The sequence below is a fragment of the Fulvimarina fulva genome, from assembly GCF_039652615.1.
In the GTDB taxonomy this organism is placed as follows: domain Bacteria; phylum Pseudomonadota; class Alphaproteobacteria; order Rhizobiales; family Rhizobiaceae; genus Fulvimarina.
Map to the genome: position 1 here is coordinate 303,058 of NZ_JBDJAC010000003.1, position 18,196 is coordinate 321,253.

At 63.0% G+C, this 18,196-nt stretch carries 15 protein-coding genes; 7 read left to right on the forward strand and 8 right to left on the reverse strand.

What is annotated here, in order from left to right; all coding sequences use genetic code 11:
- Positions 1 to 106: 106 nt before the first annotated feature.
- The 4 genes from ABDX79_RS06925 (at position 107) to ABDX79_RS06940 (ending at position 4,458) form a co-directional block, all read left to right on the forward strand.
- Positions 107 to 1,648: a tripartite tricarboxylate transporter permease gene (locus ABDX79_RS06925; protein ID WP_346219540.1), complete on the forward strand. Its 1,542-nt coding sequence runs from the start codon at positions 107 to 109 to the stop codon at positions 1,646 to 1,648.
- On the forward strand, positions 1,635 to 2,129 hold the full coding sequence (locus ABDX79_RS06930; RefSeq protein WP_346219541.1) for a tripartite tricarboxylate transporter TctB family protein: 495 nt from the start codon (positions 1,635 to 1,637) through the stop codon (positions 2,127 to 2,129). The genes ABDX79_RS06925 and ABDX79_RS06930 overlap by 14 nt, the downstream gene beginning before the upstream one ends.
- Positions 2,130 to 2,202: 73 nt before the next feature.
- Positions 2,203 to 3,276 (forward strand): tartrate dehydrogenase, encoded by a 1,074-nt coding sequence (locus ABDX79_RS06935; RefSeq protein WP_346219542.1) that lies wholly within the window; start codon positions 2,203 to 2,205, stop codon positions 3,274 to 3,276.
- Between the two features lie 12 nt (positions 3,277 to 3,288).
- Entirely contained in the window at positions 3,289 to 4,458 is a 1,170-nt protein-coding gene (locus tag ABDX79_RS06940; RefSeq protein WP_346219543.1) for a mandelate racemase/muconate lactonizing enzyme family protein, read from the forward strand.
- A gap of 57 nt (positions 4,459 to 4,515) precedes the next feature.
- Here the strand turns inward: ABDX79_RS06940 and ABDX79_RS06945 are convergent, their stop codons facing one another.
- Positions 4,516 to 5,217, reverse strand: a complete 702-nt coding sequence (locus ABDX79_RS06945) for a helix-turn-helix transcriptional regulator (RefSeq protein ID WP_346219544.1) — start codon at positions 5,215 to 5,217, stop codon at positions 4,516 to 4,518.
- Positions 5,218 to 5,290: 73 nt separating this feature from the next.
- On the opposite strand from ABDX79_RS06945, the gene ABDX79_RS06950 reads away from it, so the two are divergent.
- The 3 genes from ABDX79_RS06950 to ABDX79_RS06960 all read left to right on the forward strand — a co-directional run bounded on the left by ABDX79_RS06950 (position 5,291) and on the right by ABDX79_RS06960 (position 8,358).
- The gene (locus ABDX79_RS06950; RefSeq protein WP_346219545.1) at positions 5,291 to 5,863 is read left to right on the forward strand and encodes a glutathione S-transferase family protein; all 573 of its coding nucleotides are present in this window, start codon (positions 5,291 to 5,293) and stop codon (positions 5,861 to 5,863) included.
- A 463-nt stretch (positions 5,864 to 6,326) separates the two neighbouring features.
- Positions 6,327 to 7,025 carry a DUF2848 domain-containing protein gene (locus tag ABDX79_RS06955; protein ID WP_346219546.1) on the forward strand — a complete coding sequence of 233 codons (699 nt, stop codon included), beginning with the start codon at positions 6,327 to 6,329 and terminating at the stop codon, positions 7,023 to 7,025.
- A 10-nt stretch (positions 7,026 to 7,035) separates the two neighbouring features.
- Positions 7,036 to 8,358, forward strand: a complete 1,323-nt coding sequence (locus ABDX79_RS06960; protein WP_346219547.1) for an amidase family protein — start codon at positions 7,036 to 7,038, stop codon at positions 8,356 to 8,358.
- Positions 8,359 to 8,403: 45 nt separating this feature from the next.
- Here ABDX79_RS06960 and ABDX79_RS06965 read toward each other — a convergent pair whose 3' ends face one another.
- From ABDX79_RS06965 to ABDX79_RS06995, 7 genes are all read right to left on the reverse strand, one after another.
- Complete coding sequence (locus ABDX79_RS06965; protein WP_346219548.1) at positions 8,404 to 11,994, reverse strand: hydantoinase B/oxoprolinase family protein; 3,591 nt, start codon at positions 11,992 to 11,994, stop codon at positions 8,404 to 8,406.
- Positions 11,995 to 12,081: 87 nt separating this feature from the next.
- Complete coding sequence (locus ABDX79_RS06970; protein ID WP_346219549.1) at positions 12,082 to 13,362, reverse strand: TRAP transporter large permease; 1,281 nt, start codon at positions 13,360 to 13,362, stop codon at positions 12,082 to 12,084.
- On the reverse strand, positions 13,359 to 13,907 hold the full coding sequence (locus ABDX79_RS06975; RefSeq protein WP_346219550.1) for a TRAP transporter small permease subunit: 549 nt from the start codon (positions 13,905 to 13,907) through the stop codon (positions 13,359 to 13,361). Before ABDX79_RS06975 ends, ABDX79_RS06970 begins: the two co-directional genes overlap by 4 nt.
- 101 nt (positions 13,908 to 14,008) lie before the next feature.
- Positions 14,009 to 15,049 carry a TRAP transporter substrate-binding protein gene (locus ABDX79_RS06980; protein WP_346219551.1) on the reverse strand — a complete coding sequence of 347 codons (1,041 nt, stop codon included), beginning with the start codon at positions 15,047 to 15,049 and terminating at the stop codon, positions 14,009 to 14,011.
- Positions 15,050 to 15,074: 25 nt separating this feature from the next.
- Complete coding sequence (locus ABDX79_RS06985) at positions 15,075 to 15,890, reverse strand: putative hydro-lyase (RefSeq protein ID WP_346219552.1); 816 nt, start codon at positions 15,888 to 15,890, stop codon at positions 15,075 to 15,077.
- Positions 15,891 to 15,946: 56 nt separating this feature from the next.
- Positions 15,947 to 16,867 (reverse strand): LysR family transcriptional regulator, encoded by a 921-nt coding sequence (locus ABDX79_RS06990; RefSeq protein ID WP_346219553.1) that lies wholly within the window; start codon positions 16,865 to 16,867, stop codon positions 15,947 to 15,949.
- Between the two features lie 8 nt (positions 16,868 to 16,875).
- Complete coding sequence (locus ABDX79_RS06995; protein WP_346219554.1) at positions 16,876 to 18,096, reverse strand: Nramp family divalent metal transporter; 1,221 nt, start codon at positions 18,094 to 18,096, stop codon at positions 16,876 to 16,878.
- Positions 18,097 to 18,196: the final 100 nt, after the last annotated feature.

The window sequence follows — 18,196 nt, forward strand, 5'->3', positions numbered from 1 at the left end:
CCGGCGCGCGGCCTTGGCCGCGCGCTTTGCCTTGCGGGCGATCGGAGGCTGACGGTTTGAACCGGGCCGCTCTTTTTGCCTGCGCACGCCGCGGCAGGACATTCCCATGGACAAGCTTTTCTATTTTCTCGAAGCCTTGAGCTTCGCCAATCTCGGTCTCGCTTTCGCCGGGGTGCTGGCGGGGATCGTGATTGGCGCCTTACCCGGCCTGTCGGCGACGATGGCGGTGGCCGTGCTGGTGCCTTTCACCTTCACCATGAACCCGGCCTCGGGGCTGATCGTCCTTGGCGCGATCTATACCGGGGCGATCTATGGGGGATCCTATTCGGCGATCCTCGTCAATGCGCCGGGAACGCCGTCCGCCATCGCGACGACCTTCGACGGATTTCCCATGGCCAAGCGGGGCGATGGCGCGCTGGCGGTGTCGATCGCAACGCTCGCCTCCGTCATCGGCGGTCTCGTCGGAGCGCTCATGCTGATGTTTCTTGCGCCGCCGCTCGCCACCGTGGCGCTCGCCTTCGGGCCGCCTGAATATTTCTGGCTCGCGGTCTTCGGCCTGACGCTGATCTCGGCGCTCTCCGTCGGCAATCTCATCAAGGGCCTGATGGGCGCCTGTTTCGGGCTTCTCCTGTCGATGATCGGCGTCGCCGTCATCGGCGCCGATGTGCGCTTCACCTTTGGCAGCCAGACGCTGATCGGCGGCATCGACATCGTGGCGGGGCTGATCGGTCTTTATTGCATTCCCGTCCTGATCGATCTCGTCGCGACCAAGGACCCGCATCTGAAGGTCGCAAGCGATTCGTCGGGCTTCAGGCTCGGCGAGTCCTTCGCGATCCTGATGCGCAATAAGGTCAATGCCATCCGCAGCGCGGTCATCGGCACCGTGGTCGGCATCCTGCCGGGCGCCGGAGGCTCGGTGGCCAGCCTCGTCTCCTATTCGGAAGCCCGGCGCTCCTCGAAAAACCCGGAGAATTACGGCAAGGGCGAACCCGGCGGCATCATCGCGACGGAAGCGGCCAACAATGCCACGGTGGGCGGCGGCTTCATCCCGACCCTCGTTCTCGGCATTCCCGGCACGCCGCCGGATGCCGTCATCCTCGGCGCGCTTCTCGTCCAGGGCATCAAGATCGGCCCGCAGCTCTTCACCTCGCAAGGATCGATCGTCTACACCTTCATCTTCGGCCTCCTGATCGGCACGCTTCTGATGCTGCCCATCGGCCTCGTCGTCGGCCGCTACGCCTATAAGAGTATCGTCGCGATCCCGAAGGCCGCGCTCGTTCCGACCATCGCCTTCCTCACCGTCATCGGCTCCTTCGCGATTCACAACAATCTGCACGATTCAGCCGTCATGCTGGGTCTCGGAATCATCGGCTGGGGTCTCAACCGGGCGGGCTTTGCACCCTCCCCCATCGTCCTCGGGCTCGTTCTGGGCCAGATCGCCGAACAGGGCTTCGTTCAGGCCTATCTCATCGGCAATGCGCAAGGGAACGTTCTCGGCCAGTTCTTCGGCCGGCCGATTTCGCTGGCGATCGCCGCCTTCTCCCTCATCACCCTGTTCTATCCGCTGATCGCCGGGGCGATCGGCGCGCGGCGGGCGAAAAAATCGTCCGTCGATCAAACCGTGGAGAGCCGCGATGGCCAGCCTTAAGTCGGTCCATGATCCACTCGGCACCGCCGTTGCCGCAGGCTTCGTCTTCGTCGGCGTCTTTCTCGCCTACGACTCGCAATCCATGACAGCGATGGGCTCGGTCTTTCCGATCACCGTCTCGGCGGCGATGGCCATTCTCGGCCTCGTCCTCGTCGTGCGAAATCTCGTTCTCGGCATGCGCCATCACGCCGAGGCCGCGAGCGGGTCGCAGGAAGACGTCGGCGTCGATGGCGGCTCGAACATGCGCCGCCTGCTCTTCGTCATCGCCATGATCGCCTGGATCGCGCTTGTGCCGGTACTCGGCTTCTTCGTTTCCAGCTGCCTTGCCTATTTCGCGATCATGATTGTCTCGGTCCATGAGCGCATGGGCCTCAAGGAGGGCGCGCTTCTGATCGTGCTCGGCTTCGTCATCCTCGGCGGCTTCACACTGGTGATGTCGAAGGTTCTCCTCATCCCGATGCCGCGCGGCATGTTCTTCTGATCCTCGCGCGCCCGTCGCGCGTTCACCGAAGACGAAACGCCGTCCATCCACGCTAGAGCTGAAAGACCATCGCATGTCCAAGACCAACGCCCTCAAGATCGCCACCATTCCCGGAGACGGGATCGGCCGCGAAGTCGTGCCGGAGGGCATGCGCGTGCTGGAGGCTGCGGGCCGCAAATTCGACATTGCCTTCCAGTTCGACGAGGTGGACTGGAGCTGCGACGTCTACAAAAAGACCGGCCGGATGATGCCCGAGGACGGGCTCGAGGGCTTCAAACAGCATGATGCGGTGTTTCTGGGTGCCGTGGGCTGGCCGGACGTGCCGGACCACGTCTCGCTCTGGGGCCTGTTGATTCCGATCCGCCGCACCTACCACCAATATGTCAATCTGAGGCCCTGCCGGCTTCTTCGCGGCACCACGAGCCCGCTTGCGGGGCGCGGGGCCGATGACATCGATTTCTACGTCGTGCGTGAAAATGTCGAAGGCGAATATTCCGAAGCCGGCGGGCGTCTCTATCGCGGCATGGAGGACGAGATCGCCATTCAAGAGGCGATCTTCACGCGGCGCGGTGTCGACCGCGTGATGCGCTACGCCTTCGAACTCGCCAAGACCCGGAAGCGCGGCCATGTGACCTCGGCGACGAAATCCAACGGCATCGTCCATACGATGCCTTTCTGGGACGAGCGCTTCAAGGCGGTGAAGGCCGACTATCCCGACATCGAGACCAGCCAGTATCATATCGATATTCTCTGCGCCCATTTCGTCCAGCATCCCGACTGGTTCGACGTGGTGGTCGGCTCCAATCTCTTCGGCGATATTCTCTCCGATCTCGGCCCCGCCGTCGCCGGCTCCATCGGCATCGCGCCCTCGGCGAACATCAATCCGGAAGGCGATTATCCCTCCATGTTCGAGCCGGTGCATGGCTCGGCGCCCGATATCGCCGGACAGGGGATTGCCAATCCGATCGGCCAGATCTGGTCGGCGGCCATGATGCTCGACCATCTCGGCCGCCCGGAAGCGGCCGCCGCCGTGATCGAGGCGATTGAGACCGTGATTGCCGATCCGGCATCACGCACGAAGGATATGGGCGGCAAGGCGACCACGGCCGAATGCGGCGAGGCGATCGCACAGGCTCTCGCCAGCTGACGGAAAACCACCATGCGCATTACCGAAATTCGCGAGAAGACCGTCTCGATCGCCAGCCCGATCGCCAACGCCTTCATCGATTTCTCCAGAATGACCTGTTCGGTCGTCGCCGTCGTCACCGATCAGATGCGGGACGGCAAACCGGTGATCGGCTTCGGCTTCAACTCCAATGGCCGTTATGGCCAAGGCTCGCTCATGCGCGAGCGCTTCATCCCCCGGCTGATGGAGGCGGACCCGAACAGTCTCGTCGACGAGGCGAACAGCAATCTCGATCCCTTCGCCATCTGGTCGAGGATGATGACGAATGAAAAACCCGGCGGGCATGGTGAGCGCTCGGTCGCTATCGGCACGATCGACATGGCGGTCTGGGACGCCGTCGCAAAGATCGAGAACAAGCCGCTCTATCGCCTCCTGGCCGACCGCTACCGGGACGGCGTCGCCGATGACAGCGTCTGGGTCTATGCCGCCGGCGGCTATTATCATCCGGGCAAGGAGATCGAGGGGCTGAAGGACGAGATGAAGTCCTATCGCGATCGCGGCTACCGGGTCTGCAAGATGAAGATTGGCCTCGCCTCGCTCGCCCACGACGTGAAGCGGGTGGAGGCGGCGCTCGAGGTCCTCGGCGAGGGCCAGAACCTGTGTGTCGACGCCAATGGCCGTTTCGATCTCGATACCGCGATCGCCTATGCCAAGGCGCTCGAACCCTATGATCTCTACTGGTATGAAGAGGCCGGCGACCCGCTGGACTACGCGCTGCAGGCCGAGCTCTCAAAGCACTATTCCGGCCGCATGGCGACCGGCGAAAACCTCTTTTCCATGCAGGATGCCCGCAATCTCATACGCCATGGCGGCATGAACCCGGCGCGCGATATCCTGCAATTCGACTGTGCGCTTTCCTATGGCCTCGTCGAATATATGCGCACGCTCGACATGCTGGCCGAAAACGGCTGGTCCTCGCGCCAGGTGGTGCCCCATGGCGGACACCAGATGTCCCTCAACATCGCCGCCGGCCTGCATCTCGGCGGCAACGAATCCTATCCGGACGTCTTCCAGCCCTTTGGCGGCTTTGCCGACGATATCGCGGTGGAGGACAGCTGCGTCGGCCTGCCCGACCTGCCCGGGGTGGGGTTTGAGGGAAAATCGGCGCTCTACGAACTCTTCAGGCGTGAACTGGTCGATTGAAGCACCGGACGTCTGTATCTTGAGAACCGACCCCGGCTTCATCAGCCGGATACGGTATCAGTTGCAATCCCCTGCACCGGTGCCCCAGCGAGCGACATAGTCGCGCAACAGGTTCGCCCTCCGCGGCCGGAAGCTGGTTCCACCGGGGCGCAGCTCCGCAATGCGGCTGACGTGGAAGAGCCGGTAGTCCTGACGAAGCTGGCAGAAACCAAGCAGCATCAGTGCCGCCGGGCTGTATGAGAGGCCAAGCGGCCAGATCTCTCTTTCGGTGACGCGCTCCTGCAAGTCGCAATAGGAGATCCATAGGCTCGTCTCGTCCCAGCACGCTTGCCGCACCAGATCGATGTCTATGCTCACCTGCGGCCGGGCGTCCACCGGCCGCCAGGACCGCAGGATCGTATGCATGGACTGACGGCTCTGCCCCTCCGGGAGCGTCGCGATAATCCGGGCAATTGCGTCGCGTCCCGCGCGGGACAAAGCAGCATCGCCAAGCTGGTCGAGACTGCCGATCCCCAGCATCAGAGCTTCGATCTCGATCCGTGAAAAGCTCTGCGGCGGGAGCACCGGATCTTCGGTCAGCGTATAACCATAGCCCGCCGCGCCATCGATCAGTGCGCCTCCAGCGCGAAGGGTGGCTATATCGCGATAGAGTTGCCGGCAGGAGATTTCGGTCTCGGCGGCAAGACGCGCCGCCGTCACCGGTGCCGGAAGACGGCGCAGCGCATCCATCAAGCGCATCAGTCGATCCTGCCGGGCCATTTCCTACTGCCTCACTCTGTCAGGAGGGCCAGTCTAAGCCGGTCTCGTCGAAACCAGAAGCGAGACTCCCCCCATGGCAACCCTTTATCATTCTCCGCAATCGCGCTCGGACACCGTCATGACGCTGGTCCGGATGTTGAAAGCGGATGTCGAAATCCGCGAGGTCACGATCCCCCGTCAGGACGGTTCCGGCGCACCGGACCCCGACAATCCCCATCCCGAAAAGAAGGTGCCCTATCTGGTGGACGGCGACGAAGCCGTGCGGGAACGTGGCGCGATCATGCTTTATCTGACGGATGCCTTTCCCAAGGCGAAGCTGGGGCCTCTTCCAGGAGAAGCTGGTCGCGGCGCTTACCTGTCATGGTTGTTCTATTATCAGGGTGTGATGGAGCCTGTGATCATTTTGAAGTGGGCGGGATTGAGCCATCCCGCCGTGACCTCTTCGTTGCGAGACTTCGACAGGGTGGTCGCCAATCTGTCGGAAGCCCTCGCGAAAGGCCCGTGGCTTCTCGGAGATCGCTTCAGCGCCGCCGACATGTTGTGCAGTTCACCCTTCGTCTGGTTTCCGGACCTGATGCCGGACAATGAAGCGATCCAGTCATGGTCCGCCCGCTGCGCTGAGCGCATGAGCGAGGCAACGGCCTGAGATTGAGAAAGGGGCAGACCGGCCTTCATTATCGGTCTGCCCTCCATTGCGGCCATTCGTTCGTCCTATCCGGCTTCACGCGGTCGCCTGAAGCGCTTCCTCAAGCCGTTCGATGCCGGCCTGGATCTGCTGCTGCAGCGGTCCGCGCGTCTCGAGCGGCCCGGTCATGGGATCCATGGCAACTTCGATGAAGGAAAAAACGGGCGGCATCGGTACGGAGCCGGATCGGTGCGAAGATCAGCGCGAACGGGCGCCGGCTTTACATTGCCCCGCTTGGCGGCATGGCACTGCCTCTAGCCGCCGACCGCGAACGCCATCACCTTGCGACGCGCGAGAGACAGCCGCCATTGCCGTTTGCGCCGGTGTGATCGATAAGGCCAGAGACGATTGTCCTACGAAACCCGTCTGATCGCTTCGCGGTGCCGGATTTCATAAACCACGAGTTCCACCAAAGGGTTATGCCATGGATGCTGTTCTGAAAATCCGTCTTCCAGGTTCCGAGCCAAAAGCGGTGCCGATCAGGAACGCAATCATCGCCGGATGGACCGGGCGCGATCGGGCGTCGGTGGATCATCATATCGCCGAGCTGAAGGAGATCGGCGTCCCGCCGCCCTCGACGGTGCCGCTTTTCTACCGGGTCAGCGCCCTGCTGTTGACGAATGCGGCGACGATACAAACGGTCGGAGGAACCGGATCGGGCGAGGTCGAACCCGCTCTCATCGACGACGGCGAAGCGCTCTATCTCGGGCTTGGCTCGGACCATACGGACCGGGAACTGGAAGCCCAATCGGTCGTCATGTCCAAGCAGGCCTGCCCGAAGCCCGTCGCGGTGGATGTCTGGCCCTTCGCGGAGGTGAAGGATCATCTCGACGAGATCGAGCTGCGGTCCTTCATCCGCGACGACACGTCCGCCGACTGGGTTACCTATCAGGATGGCACGGTGGCAAAGATCAGGCCCCTTGCCGAGCTGATCGAAACCTGCCCGCTTTCTGCCGGAAACGGACGGCTTGAGGCCGGCACCGCCATGATGTGCGGCACGCTAGGTGTCCTGTCGGGCGGCGTCAGGCCGGCCCGCTTCTTCCGCATGGAGATGCACGATCCGGTGCTCGACCGGACGATCGAGTATCGCTACGAGACCGAATATCTTCCCATCATTGCCTGAGGCCGAGATTATGCGCGTTCCCTCCTTCATGAGCCAGGCCTCCGGTCGTCTTCGCTTTCGCGCAGTGGACCGGGCCGCCGATGCTGTGAGACGTGTCCACGAACTCGGCGAGGCGACCGCCGGCACGATCTTCACCCGCTTCAATGCGGCGAAGATCGTTGCCCGAGCCGAGACCGTGGACCGGGATTCGACCCTCAAGGAGGGGCTGTTGGCCGGGGCCCTCGTCACGATCAAGGATCTCTTCGACGAAGAAGGCGAGGTCACGACGGCCGGTTCGCGGCAGCTCGAAGGCGCATCGCCCGCGACAAGCGATGCCGAGGCGGTGAGACGGCTTCTTGCGGCAGGCGCGGTGCCGTTCGGGCGCACCTCGATGACCGAATTTGCCTATTCCGGGATCGGGCTCAATCCGCATTTCGGAACGCCGGGCAACAGCCATGATCCCGAGCGCATTCCGGGCGGCTCGACTTCGGGCGGCGCGATCGCCGTCGCCTATGGTCTGGCCGATGCAGCGCTCGGCTCGGATACGGGCGGTTCGCTCCGCATTCCGGCAGCCTTCAACGCGCTTGCAGGGTTCAAGCCCACGCAGTCATCGGTTTCGCTGGAGGGCGGCTTCCCGCTTTCGAAAAGCTATGACAGCTTCGGCGCGATCGCCCCCGAAATCGCCACTTGCGCCGCCATCCACGCGGTTCTTTCCGGCGATGCGCTTCCGCAGGAAGGCTCAACGGAAGAACGCCCCCTGCGCTTCGCCGTTATGCGCACGCTCGTCACCGACGACATGGACGAGGCCGTGACGCGGGATTTCGACGGCGCGCTCGAACGTCTCGAAGAGGCCGGGCACGACATCACCGACGTGACGCTCGACGCGCTTTCCGCGACGGGCGCGGTCAACCGGATCATCGTCGCGGCGGAGGCCCATGGGGTCCATCGCGATCATCTGAACGCACTGGAAACGTCCGGCGATCCGCGTGTCCTGAAGCGGATTCGCGCCGCCGAGACATTCTCAGAGATCGAGATCAGCGACGCGTACGAAACGCGCAAAAGAGCGGTTGCGGCCTTTAAGGAACTCGCCAGCGGTTACGATGCGATCCTCATGCCCACCGTGCCGATCGTCGCGCCGCTGATCGAAGAGGTGGAGGACGATTTCGATCGTCTGAACGCCCTCGTCCTGCGCAATCCCTCGACGGTCAACTTCGTCGACGGATGCGCGGCCACTGTCCCGATGCATTCGGGCGACGGCCTGCCGACGGGGCTGATGATCGTCGGCCCCGCTGGCTGCGACTGGCGGGTTCTTCAAATCGCCGACATGGTCGAAGCGCTTCTCGCGGAGGCTTGAAGCGCCTTCTATCTCCGTTCGGCTCAGTGCCAGCCGGATACGGTATCATTCCGGCTTGCCGAAGCCGCCGCCGCCGGGGGTTTCCATGACGAAGACGTCGCCCACAGCCATCTCCACCTGATCGTTGCCGGACAGCGCCTCGACCTTGCCGTCGGCGCGTTCGACGGCATTGCGGCCGGGTGCGCCCGGCTCGCCGCCTTCAAGCCCGGCGGGCCGGGTCTCACGGTGTGAGGACAGGACCGTCGCAGTCATCGGCTCGAGGAATTTCAGCCGCCGCACGATGCCGTCGCCGCCGTGATGACGGCCCGCGCCGCCCGAACCACGGCGGATCGAAAATTCCTCGACCCGTACCGGGAAGCGGCTTTCGAGAACCTCCGGATCGGTCATGCGCGTGTTCGTCATATGGCTGTGAACGGCGCTTGCGCCATCGAAATCCTCGCCGGCTCCAGTTCCCCCGCAGATCGTCTCGTAGTTCTGATGGGTTTCGTTGCCATAGACGAAGTTGTTCATCGTGCCTTGTGACCCCGCAACGACCCCGAGCGCACCGTAAAGGGCGTCGGCGATCGACTGACTGACCTCGGTGTTGCCCGAGATCACCGCCGCCGGATAGGCCGGGTTGATGAAGCTGCCCTTGGGAACCTTGATCTCCAACGGCTTCAGACAGCCCTCGTTCATCGGAATGTCGGAACCGACGAGCGTGCGGAAGACATAGAGAACGACCGCATGGCAGATCGAGAGCGGGGCGTTGTAGTTGTAGCGGTCCTGATCGGAGGTCCCGGCAAAGTCGATGACCGCCTCGCGCGCCTCGCGGTCCACCGTGATCGCAACCTTGATCTCGGCGCCGCTGTCCATGGGATAGGTGAAGGAGGCGTCCTTCAAGACGCCAAGCACCCGGCGCACGCTCTCCTCGGCATTGTCCTGCACATGGGCCATGTAGGCGTGAACCACGTCGAGGCCGAACTGGGAGACGATCTTGAGAAGCTCTTCCGTTCCAGTCGCATTGGCCGCGATCTGGGCGGAGAGGTCGGCCATGTTCTGGTCGATGTTGCGGCAGGGATAACGCCCGGAGGCGAGAATCTCGCGGGTTTCCTTGGCCCGGAACGCCCCCTTCTCGACCAGAAGGAAGTTGTCGATGACGACGCCTTCCTCCTCGATCGTTTCGCTGTCGGGCGGAGCGGAGCCCGGCGTCTTGCCGCCGATATCGGCGTGGTGTCCGCGAGAGGCCGTGTAGAAGATGATCTCGTCTCCGGCTTCATCGAACACCGGCGTGATCACGGTTACATCGGGCAGATGGGTGCCCCCGTTGAAGGGGTTGTTCATCATGAAGACGTCGCCGGGGTGAATATTCCCCTCGTTCTGGCGGATGACCGTGCGCACGCTCTCGCTCATGGAGCCGAGATGGACGGGCACATGGGGCGCGTTCGCGACAAGATTGCCCTTCGGATCGAACAGGGCGCAGGAGAAGTCGTAGCGTTCCTTGATATTGACCGAATAGGCCGTGTTGGCGAGGGTCGCGCCCATCTGCTCGGCGATCGACATGAAGAGGTTGTTGAAGACTTCGAGCATGACCGGATCGACATCGGTTCCGATCGCCTTTTCCCGCGAGATCTCCTTGACGCGGGTGAGAATCAGGTTGCCCCCGTCGATGCATTCGGCCCGCCAGCCGTCCTCGACGACATTGGTTCCGGTCGGCTCGATCAGGATGGCCGGTCCGTCGACCTCCTGGCCCTTTGCCATCTCAGTGCGATCGATCAGCGGCACGTCGCGCCATTTACCGCCTGAGAACATGCGGGCCGTGCCGGCCTCGGCCTTGCTCGTCGCGGTCGCGGGCAGTTCCACATCCTCGCCGGTCTCTCCGATTGCCTCGGATGTCAGGAGATCGATGATGAGGATCTCCGTGTCGGGCACGAAGCCGAATCTCTGCTTGTGAGCCTTTTCATAGGCCTCGCGCATCTCGCCTGTCGGGCCGAACGGAACGGCAAGGGTCTGATGGGCACCGCCGGTGCGAATATGCGCGGTTCGAATGAGCGTGATGCTCTCTTCGCCGATCCCCTGATCGGTCACTTCCTTCGTCACCGCGCCATCGAGTTCGGCGAGCGCCTTCCCGGCTGCGTCCACCTCATCGATCGATCCGCCGAACTGATGCTCGCGGATCGCGCGCACATCGGCAAGGCCCATTCCGAAGGCGGAAAGAACGCCTGCGAACGGGTGGATGAAGATGCGCTTCATGCCGAGAACGTCCGCGACCTGACAGGCGTGCTGACCGCCCGCCCCGCCGAAGCAGTTCATCGTGTAATTGGTCACGTCATAACCGCGCTGGACCGAGATCTTCTTGATCGCGTTGGCCATGTTCTCGACGGCGATCCGCAGGAAGCCCTCGGCAAGCTCTTCCGCCGAGCGGTTCTGACCGGATTCGGCGTTCACCTTTGTCGCGAGGGCCGCGAATTTCTCGCGGGCTGCGTCGGCGTCCAGCGGTTCGTCTCCGTTCGGGCCGAAGACATGGGGAAAGTGATCGGGCTGGATCTTGCCGAGAAGGACGTTGCAGTCGGTGACCGCCAGTTCGCCGCCGCGGCGGTAGGAGGCGGGACCGGGATTGGCCCCGGCGCTTTCCGGGCCGACCTGAAGCCGCCCTTGCGCGTAGGTCAGCAGCGATCCGCCGCCGGCCGCGACCGTATGGATCGACATCATCGGCGCACGCATGCGAACGCCCGCGACCTCGGTCTCGAAGGAGCGCTCGAAGCTTCCGGCATAGTGGCAGACATCGGTCGAGGTGCCGCCCATGTCGAAGCCGATGAGCTTGTCATGCCCGGCGGCCTCGGCGCTGCGGACCATGCCGACGACGCCGCCCGCCGGCCCCGAGAGGATCGCATCCTTGCCCTGAAAGAGGTTTGCTGCGGTAAGGCCGCCATTCGATTGCATGAACATCAGCGCGTCGACCCCGCCCTCGTCGGCGGCGAGCGCATCGCTGACCTGATCGACATAGCGGCCGAGAATGGGGGAAAGGTAGGCGTCGACGACAGTTGTATCGCCACGCGAGACAAGCTTGATCAGCGGGCTCGCCTCATGACTGAGCGAGATCTGATCGAAGCCGATTTCCCGGGCGATCTCGCCGATCCGTTTTTCATGGGCCTGATAGCGATAGCCGTGCATCAGGGCGATGGCGGCGGCGCGGAAACCCTCGTCGAACGCTCTCTGCAAAGCCGCGCGTACCGTGTCCTCGTCGAGCGGACGGACGGTCTCGCCCTCGGCGGAGATGCGCTCGGGCACCTCGATCACCTCGTCATAGAGAAGGCTCGGCAGCACGATATCGAGATCGAAGAGTTTCGGCCTGTTCTGGTAGCCGATGCGCAGGAGGTCGCCGAAGCCTTCCGTGATGAGGAGAAGCGTGCGCTCGCCCTTGCGCTCCAGAAGCGCGTTCGTCGCAACGGTGGTGCCCATCTTCACGGCCGAGATGCGTCCGCGCGGCATCGGATCACCGTCATCGAGGCCGAGCATCTCGCGGATCCCCTGGACGGCGGCGTCCTTGTAGCGTTCGGGATTTTCGCTGAGGAGCTTGTGCGAGACGAGCTCGCCCTCGGGCGATTTTCCGACGATATCGGTGAACGTGCCGCCGCGATCGACCCAGAACTGCCACATGGAACTATACCTTTCGTCTTCACGCCCCCCGAAGGCGGGCGCGTTGTTCAAGTTTCGTCGGCGCGCTGGCAGCGCCGGTCGGAGGGTTCAGAGTGCGCCTGGCAGGAACAGGGCGATCTGCGGGAATGCGATCAGCGCAGCCGCCATCAGCAGCATCACGAGCACATAGGGAATGGCCCCGATCATCACGTCGCTCATGGAGCCCGATTTTCGCGCCCCTTGCACGACATAGAGGTTGAGCCCCACCGGCGGGGTGATGAGCGCCATCTCGACGAGAACGATCATCAGGATGCCGAACCAGATCGTGTCGTAGCCCTGGGCTTCGACCAGCGGCACGATGATCGGGATCGTCACCACCATCAGGGACAGCGTCTCGATGAAGAAGCCGAGCACGATGTAGATGAGGACGACGACGAGGATCGTCGAAAGCGGCGTCAGGCCGAGCCCTTCCAGAAAGCCGCGCAGCGCCTGGCCGAGACCCGCCGATGCGAGTGTGAAGTTGAGAAACGAGGCGCCAATCACGACCAGCATGATCATCGAGGTGATCTTGAGGGTGCCCCTCAGGCTCTCGCGCATCATCCCGAAGGAGACGCCACCAAAGGCGAGCGCGATGACGAGGGCGCCGGCGACCCCTACGGCCGCAGCTTCCGTCGGCGTCGCCCAGCCCTGATAGATCGTCCCGATGATGATGGTGAAGAGCAGGATGATCGGGACGAGATCCTTCAGCGCCTCCAGCATCTGGGCGAGCGGGAAGAAACGTCGCTCGCCGCCGAGGGATGGCTTTATCGTGCACAAAAGCGCCGTGACCGCGACGAAGGCGAGCGCGAGGAGGATGCCGGGAACGAGACCTGCGAGAAACAGCTGCGGGATCGAGGACTGGGTGAGGAAGCCGTAGACGATGAGGTTAATCGAGGGCGGGATCATGATGCCGAGCGTTCCGCCGGCCGCGATCGCGCCGGAGAACAGCTTCGGATCGTAGCCGAGCTTCTCGGCCTGGGGCATCGCGACGGTCGCAACCGTTGCCGAGGTCGCGACGGACGATCCCGATGTCGCCGAGAACATCGTCGCCGTTGCGATATTGGCGTGGATCAGACCGCCCGGAAGCCATGAAATCCAGCGGTCGAGCGCAGCATAAGTGCGTGTCGCGACACCCGAGCGCACAAGGATTTCTCCGAGGAGAACGAAGAAGGGGATAGCGATCAGCGTCGCGCTGTTGGAGGACGACCAGACGAGATTGCCGAGACCGCGCAGAAGCGGAAAGGGCGAGAAGAACTGATCGACGCCGAAGCCCAGCAGGAAGAGAACGATACCGACGGGGATGGACAGGGCGAGAAGCCCCAAGAGAGCGGTGGAAACATAAAGGATCACGACATCATCTCCTGCTCGGAGGAGGAACCAATCGCAGCTTCTGCGCGATCGAACTTACCCTGGAAAACGAGAATCGCGCTGCCGACGAGCGTCAGCCAGGCCATCGCCGCGAACCACGCCCAACCGGCGAACCAGGGGAGCTGCACGAGGGCGAGCGGCGTTTCGAGCTGGGTGTTGGCGGCCGAGCCGTTAGCGATCGAATTCGCAACGACCGGCCAGCACTGGACGGCGATCACCGTCACCGTCGCGGCCAGAACCGCCTGCGAAAGAAGGTCCATCATGACGCGGCCCCTGGAGGCCAGCCGTATTCTCAGGATGTCGATCCGCACATGGCCAAGTTCGAGCATGGTGAAGGCCATGCCCCAGGACGTCGCGATCGCCATCACATAGCCGCTGATCTCATCGGTCCCGCCGAAGGAATGGCCGAACTGCCTGAGGACGATGTCGGCAAGCACGAAGGCCGCGCAGGCAAGAAGCATCACGCCAATCAGGATGGCGACCCAAAGATTCAGTCGCCTCAAAAACAACAGTCCCGTTTCGATCATGATCGCGACCTCGTCTGCGCGGATTTTCAAGGGAGAGAGCGGGCCACGCCGGCGGCGCCTGAAAAGGCTTGCCCATTGAAAGTGCCGCCGGCAGAGCCGGATCAGTTCAGCGGAATGGCGACGCCGACCGTCTGGCCGACGGTGTCGTTCCAGCGCTTCGACCATTCCGGGCCGGCGCGTTCGGCCCATTCCGGCAGCACGTCGGCCTCGAGAATCTTGCGGGCCTCCGCGAAGTCCTCGTCGCTGGCGGCGACCAGCGTCATGTTGCGCTTGTCGCCGGAGGCGCATTCACCCTCGCCGGTCAGACAGGCGATGTCGTTTTCGAGCGCGTTCTGGGCCGAAGCCCAGGCCGGGTCCTCGAAATTCGTCTTGATCTCGGAACTGATCGTCTTCTGGAGCTCGGGCGAGAGCGAATTCCACTTGTCCATGTTGATCGCGGTCACGACCGGGTCCCAGCCGCCGAGCGGCAGCGGCATCAGATGGGTGGAGACTTCCCACCAGCCCGCGCTGTATCCCGAGCCCGCGCCGGTCACCGCGCAGTCGACGACGCCCTTCTGCAGCGCGCCCGGAACCTCCGAGAAAGCGACATTGATGCCCTCGGCGCCCAGCGCCTCGAGGAACTTGGCGGTCATGCGGCCCGAGGCACGGACCTTGAGACCCTTCAGATCGGAAAGACCGGAAATGTCGTGATTGCAGAAGACGACCTGCGGCGGATAAGGAGCGATCGCCAGAACATGGCTGTTGAAACGCTCCTCGAAGATGTCCTCCACCATCGGCCGCGCCGCATCCACCATCGCGCGGGCATCGCTGGCATCGACCGCGACGAGGGGAACGTCGAGACCTTCGAGTTCCGGAGCATCGGCGACGGCATAGTCGGAGACGGTCATGCCGACGTCGAAGACGCCCTGTCCAAGCAACCGGAAGACATCCGCCGTGTCGACCCCCATCTGGTCATGGGTCGTGAGCGCAACCTGAAGCTCGCCGTTCGTGGCGGCCGGCAGCGTTTCTTCCCAGAAGGTCTTCTCGTACTGCTTATGAAGCGGAAGGCTCGACCAGCTTCCAACGACGTTGAGGCTTTCGGCATGGGCCGGCAGAACGGTCATTGCGGTCGCTGCGGCGAGTGCGAGGGTCGTTTTCGTCATGGTTGTATCTCCGTTGAGGTTGATGTCAGGCGGCGGAAAGGATCGGGTGCTCGGCGTCTTCCGGCACGTCGGTAATCAGCATATGGCCCGGCTTGTGGGTGATGCAGACCGGCAGCCCGGCCTGTTCAAGCGCGACCTGTGGCGTGACACCGCAAGCCCAGAAGGCCGGCACATGGCCTTCCGGCAAAGGAGCGGAATCGCCCCAGACCGGTTTCGAAAGATCGTCGATCCCGATGGCGGCCGGATCGCCCACATGAACCGGTGCGCCATGAGCGTAGGGAAAGCGGGCGCAGATGCGCATCACGTCTTTGACGCGGTCTTCTGCGATGGCACGCATGGAGACCACCATCTTTCCACCGAACGGGCCGGCGGGAACGGTGTCGATCGCGGAGCGAAACATCGGCACGGTCCGGTCGTTCTCGATGTGCCACATGGGAATGCCCGCCCGCGTCAGCGCGTTCTCGAAGGTGAAGGAGCAGCCAAGGGCAAAGGCGACGAAATCATCCTGCCAAAGGTCGGAGATATCCGTCAGGCTTTCGGCGAGTTTTCCGTTCCGATAGACATAATAGGCTGGCACATCCGTGCGGATGTCGACGCTCATCCCGAGCGTCTTCATCATCGGATCGCCCGTATCGGTAACGCCGACCAGCGGACAGGGCTTCGGATTTCGCTGGCAGAAGCGCATGAAGTCGAGCGCGGCCCGCTCCGGCATGATCGCCACATTGGCCTGGAGCGTCCCGATGCCCAGCCCGGCGGTGTGGGACCTGTATTCGCCGGCCCGAACAACCTGGCGAACCTCGACGGCGCTTCTGGTTTTCAGGGTCTCGTATGTCGTTGCCATGAACCTGCCTCCTCAAGAGGCGATTTGAACGCATGGCGCTTATAAGTACAAATCGATTATTTTTCTCCTTTGGTATCAGGATTTTTGATATCAACGTAAGCGATAGCTGCTTCCCGCGACAGTCGCGCAGCCTGCTCGACGAGATGGCGTTTCGGATCGCCGATATAGGACGCGGTGAAACATAAGGCCGGCGCCTTCCATCCCGGATTGAAGGTGCAGATCGTTCCCTTTTCCAAATATGGCCTCGCGAGCGTCTCGGGGAGCGCAGCAACCCCTATGCCGGCCTCCACCAAACGGAAACAGGCCGAGAGCGAGGACGAGGGAAACATCGAGATGTCCGGACCGACATGTTCGAGAAGCCGTTCCTTCAGCACCCGATAGGGCTGGGTCTGACGCCCATAGGTGATGACCGGACGCTTCAGCCACGACGCCTCGCTCGCGCCGGGGCGCTCGTCCTGCACCGAGCGATACCAGCCGAGCTCGAACGGCGGCAGCTCTATATTGTCGACCCGATGCTCGGAAATCGGGCCGAGAAGAAAAGCCAGATCGATCTCGTAATTCAAAAGCGCCGCGCGCAGATTGACCGAGATATCGACATCGATTTCGATCCTGAGTTTGGGAAACCGCTGATGAAGACGGGAGACGAAGTCGGGCAGCCAGCACTGGGTGACGGTCTCCGATGCCCCGATCCGCAGAAAGCCCTCGAGCGTACAGTCGGCGATCACATGTTCCTCGACGAGTTCCGAAAGGTGCTCGAAGCGTTCCGCGTAGACGTAGAATATTTCGCCGTCGCTGGTGAGGCGCATCCCGCTCTGCGTTCGCTCGAAAAGCAGCTTGCCAAGCGAAAGTTCGAGCTTCTTGATCCGCGCGGTGACAGCGGGCTGCGAGATGTTCAGGGAAACGGCTGCCTTGTTCAGCCCGCCAAGGCGAACGGTTGCGAGAAAGGACCGAATTTCGTCTGAATTGAGCCGTGCCATCCCGGATGTCAGCCGATAACGCCGAAGACGTTGAGTAGCGTGTAGGCGCCGAGAAAGGTGGATAACAGGAGGACGAGCACCGCGAACCCGTTGCCGACCGGCCCGTTGACGTATCTGCCGAGAAGCGCCTTGCGGTTCATGACGAGGAGCAGGAACAGGGCGACGAGCGGAAGGAGCAGGCCATTGGCGGCCTGGGCCACAAGGATCGCCCGGACAGGACTGGTGCCGAAGAAGGCAAAGGCGGTCCCGACGAGAATCACGACGGTCCAGACGGCACGAAACCGCATATCCTTGAGCGACGAAGACCAGCCGAGCACGCCGGATACGGCATAGGCCGCAGCCAGTGGAGCCGTAACCGAACTCGTCATGCCGGCGGCGAAAAGGCCGAGTGCGAAGAGCCATTTGGCATAGGAGCCGAGCAGCGGCTCCAGCTGTTCGGCCATCTGACCCGCGCTTTCGATCGAGGTCCCCGATCCATGGAACGCGGCGGCCGCCGTCACCAGAATGGCAAGGGTGATGAAACCCCCGAGAACGATCGACGCGACCGTGTCGAACCGGGATTCGCCGAGGGCCTTGCCGGTCTCGATGCTCTTGCCCCAACGGTCCTGAACGGACGAGGCGTGCAGAAAGAAGTTGTAGGTGACGACGGTCGTTCCGATGAGGCCGATCGTCGTGAGAGCGGACCCGGACGGGATCGAGGGAACGAGCCCGGCGGCCATCGCGCCGAGATCCGGTCCGACCATGATCGCGGTGACGAGAAAGACGATGCTCATGACGACGACGAGAACGACCAGAACCCGCTCGATCAGCTTGTAGATACCGGATGCGAGCAGCCCGAAGGCAGCGGCGCCTACGAGAAGTGCCCAGATGCGGTTCGAAAGTCCCGTGACAGATTCCATTCCGAGGGCCGCGCCGGTCACATTGCCTGTCTGGAAGGCTGCCGTGCCGAACCCGATCGCGAGAATGACGAGGCCGACGATGGCGAGTTTCGCGAACCTGTTTTCGAAGGCCCCGCGCAGGGCTTCGCCGAGACCCTTGCGGCTGACAATGCCGAGCCGGGCGCTCATTTCCTGAAGCACGATCGTCGCGACGATCGCAAAGACCAGCGCCCAAAGGAGAGCGAAGCCGGTCTCGGCGCCCGCGACGCTGGCGGTCGTGACCGTACCGGGGCCAATGAAGGCAGCCGCCACCAGAAGGCCGGGCCCCATGGATTTCAATCTTTCGAGCATCCTGACCCCCATTGCCGGATGATCGATCTTAACGCCATTTCCACAATCTGAAACCCGGTTCCTGCCTCGGTGGGGGCAATGTCTTTCGGGCCGGCCGCAT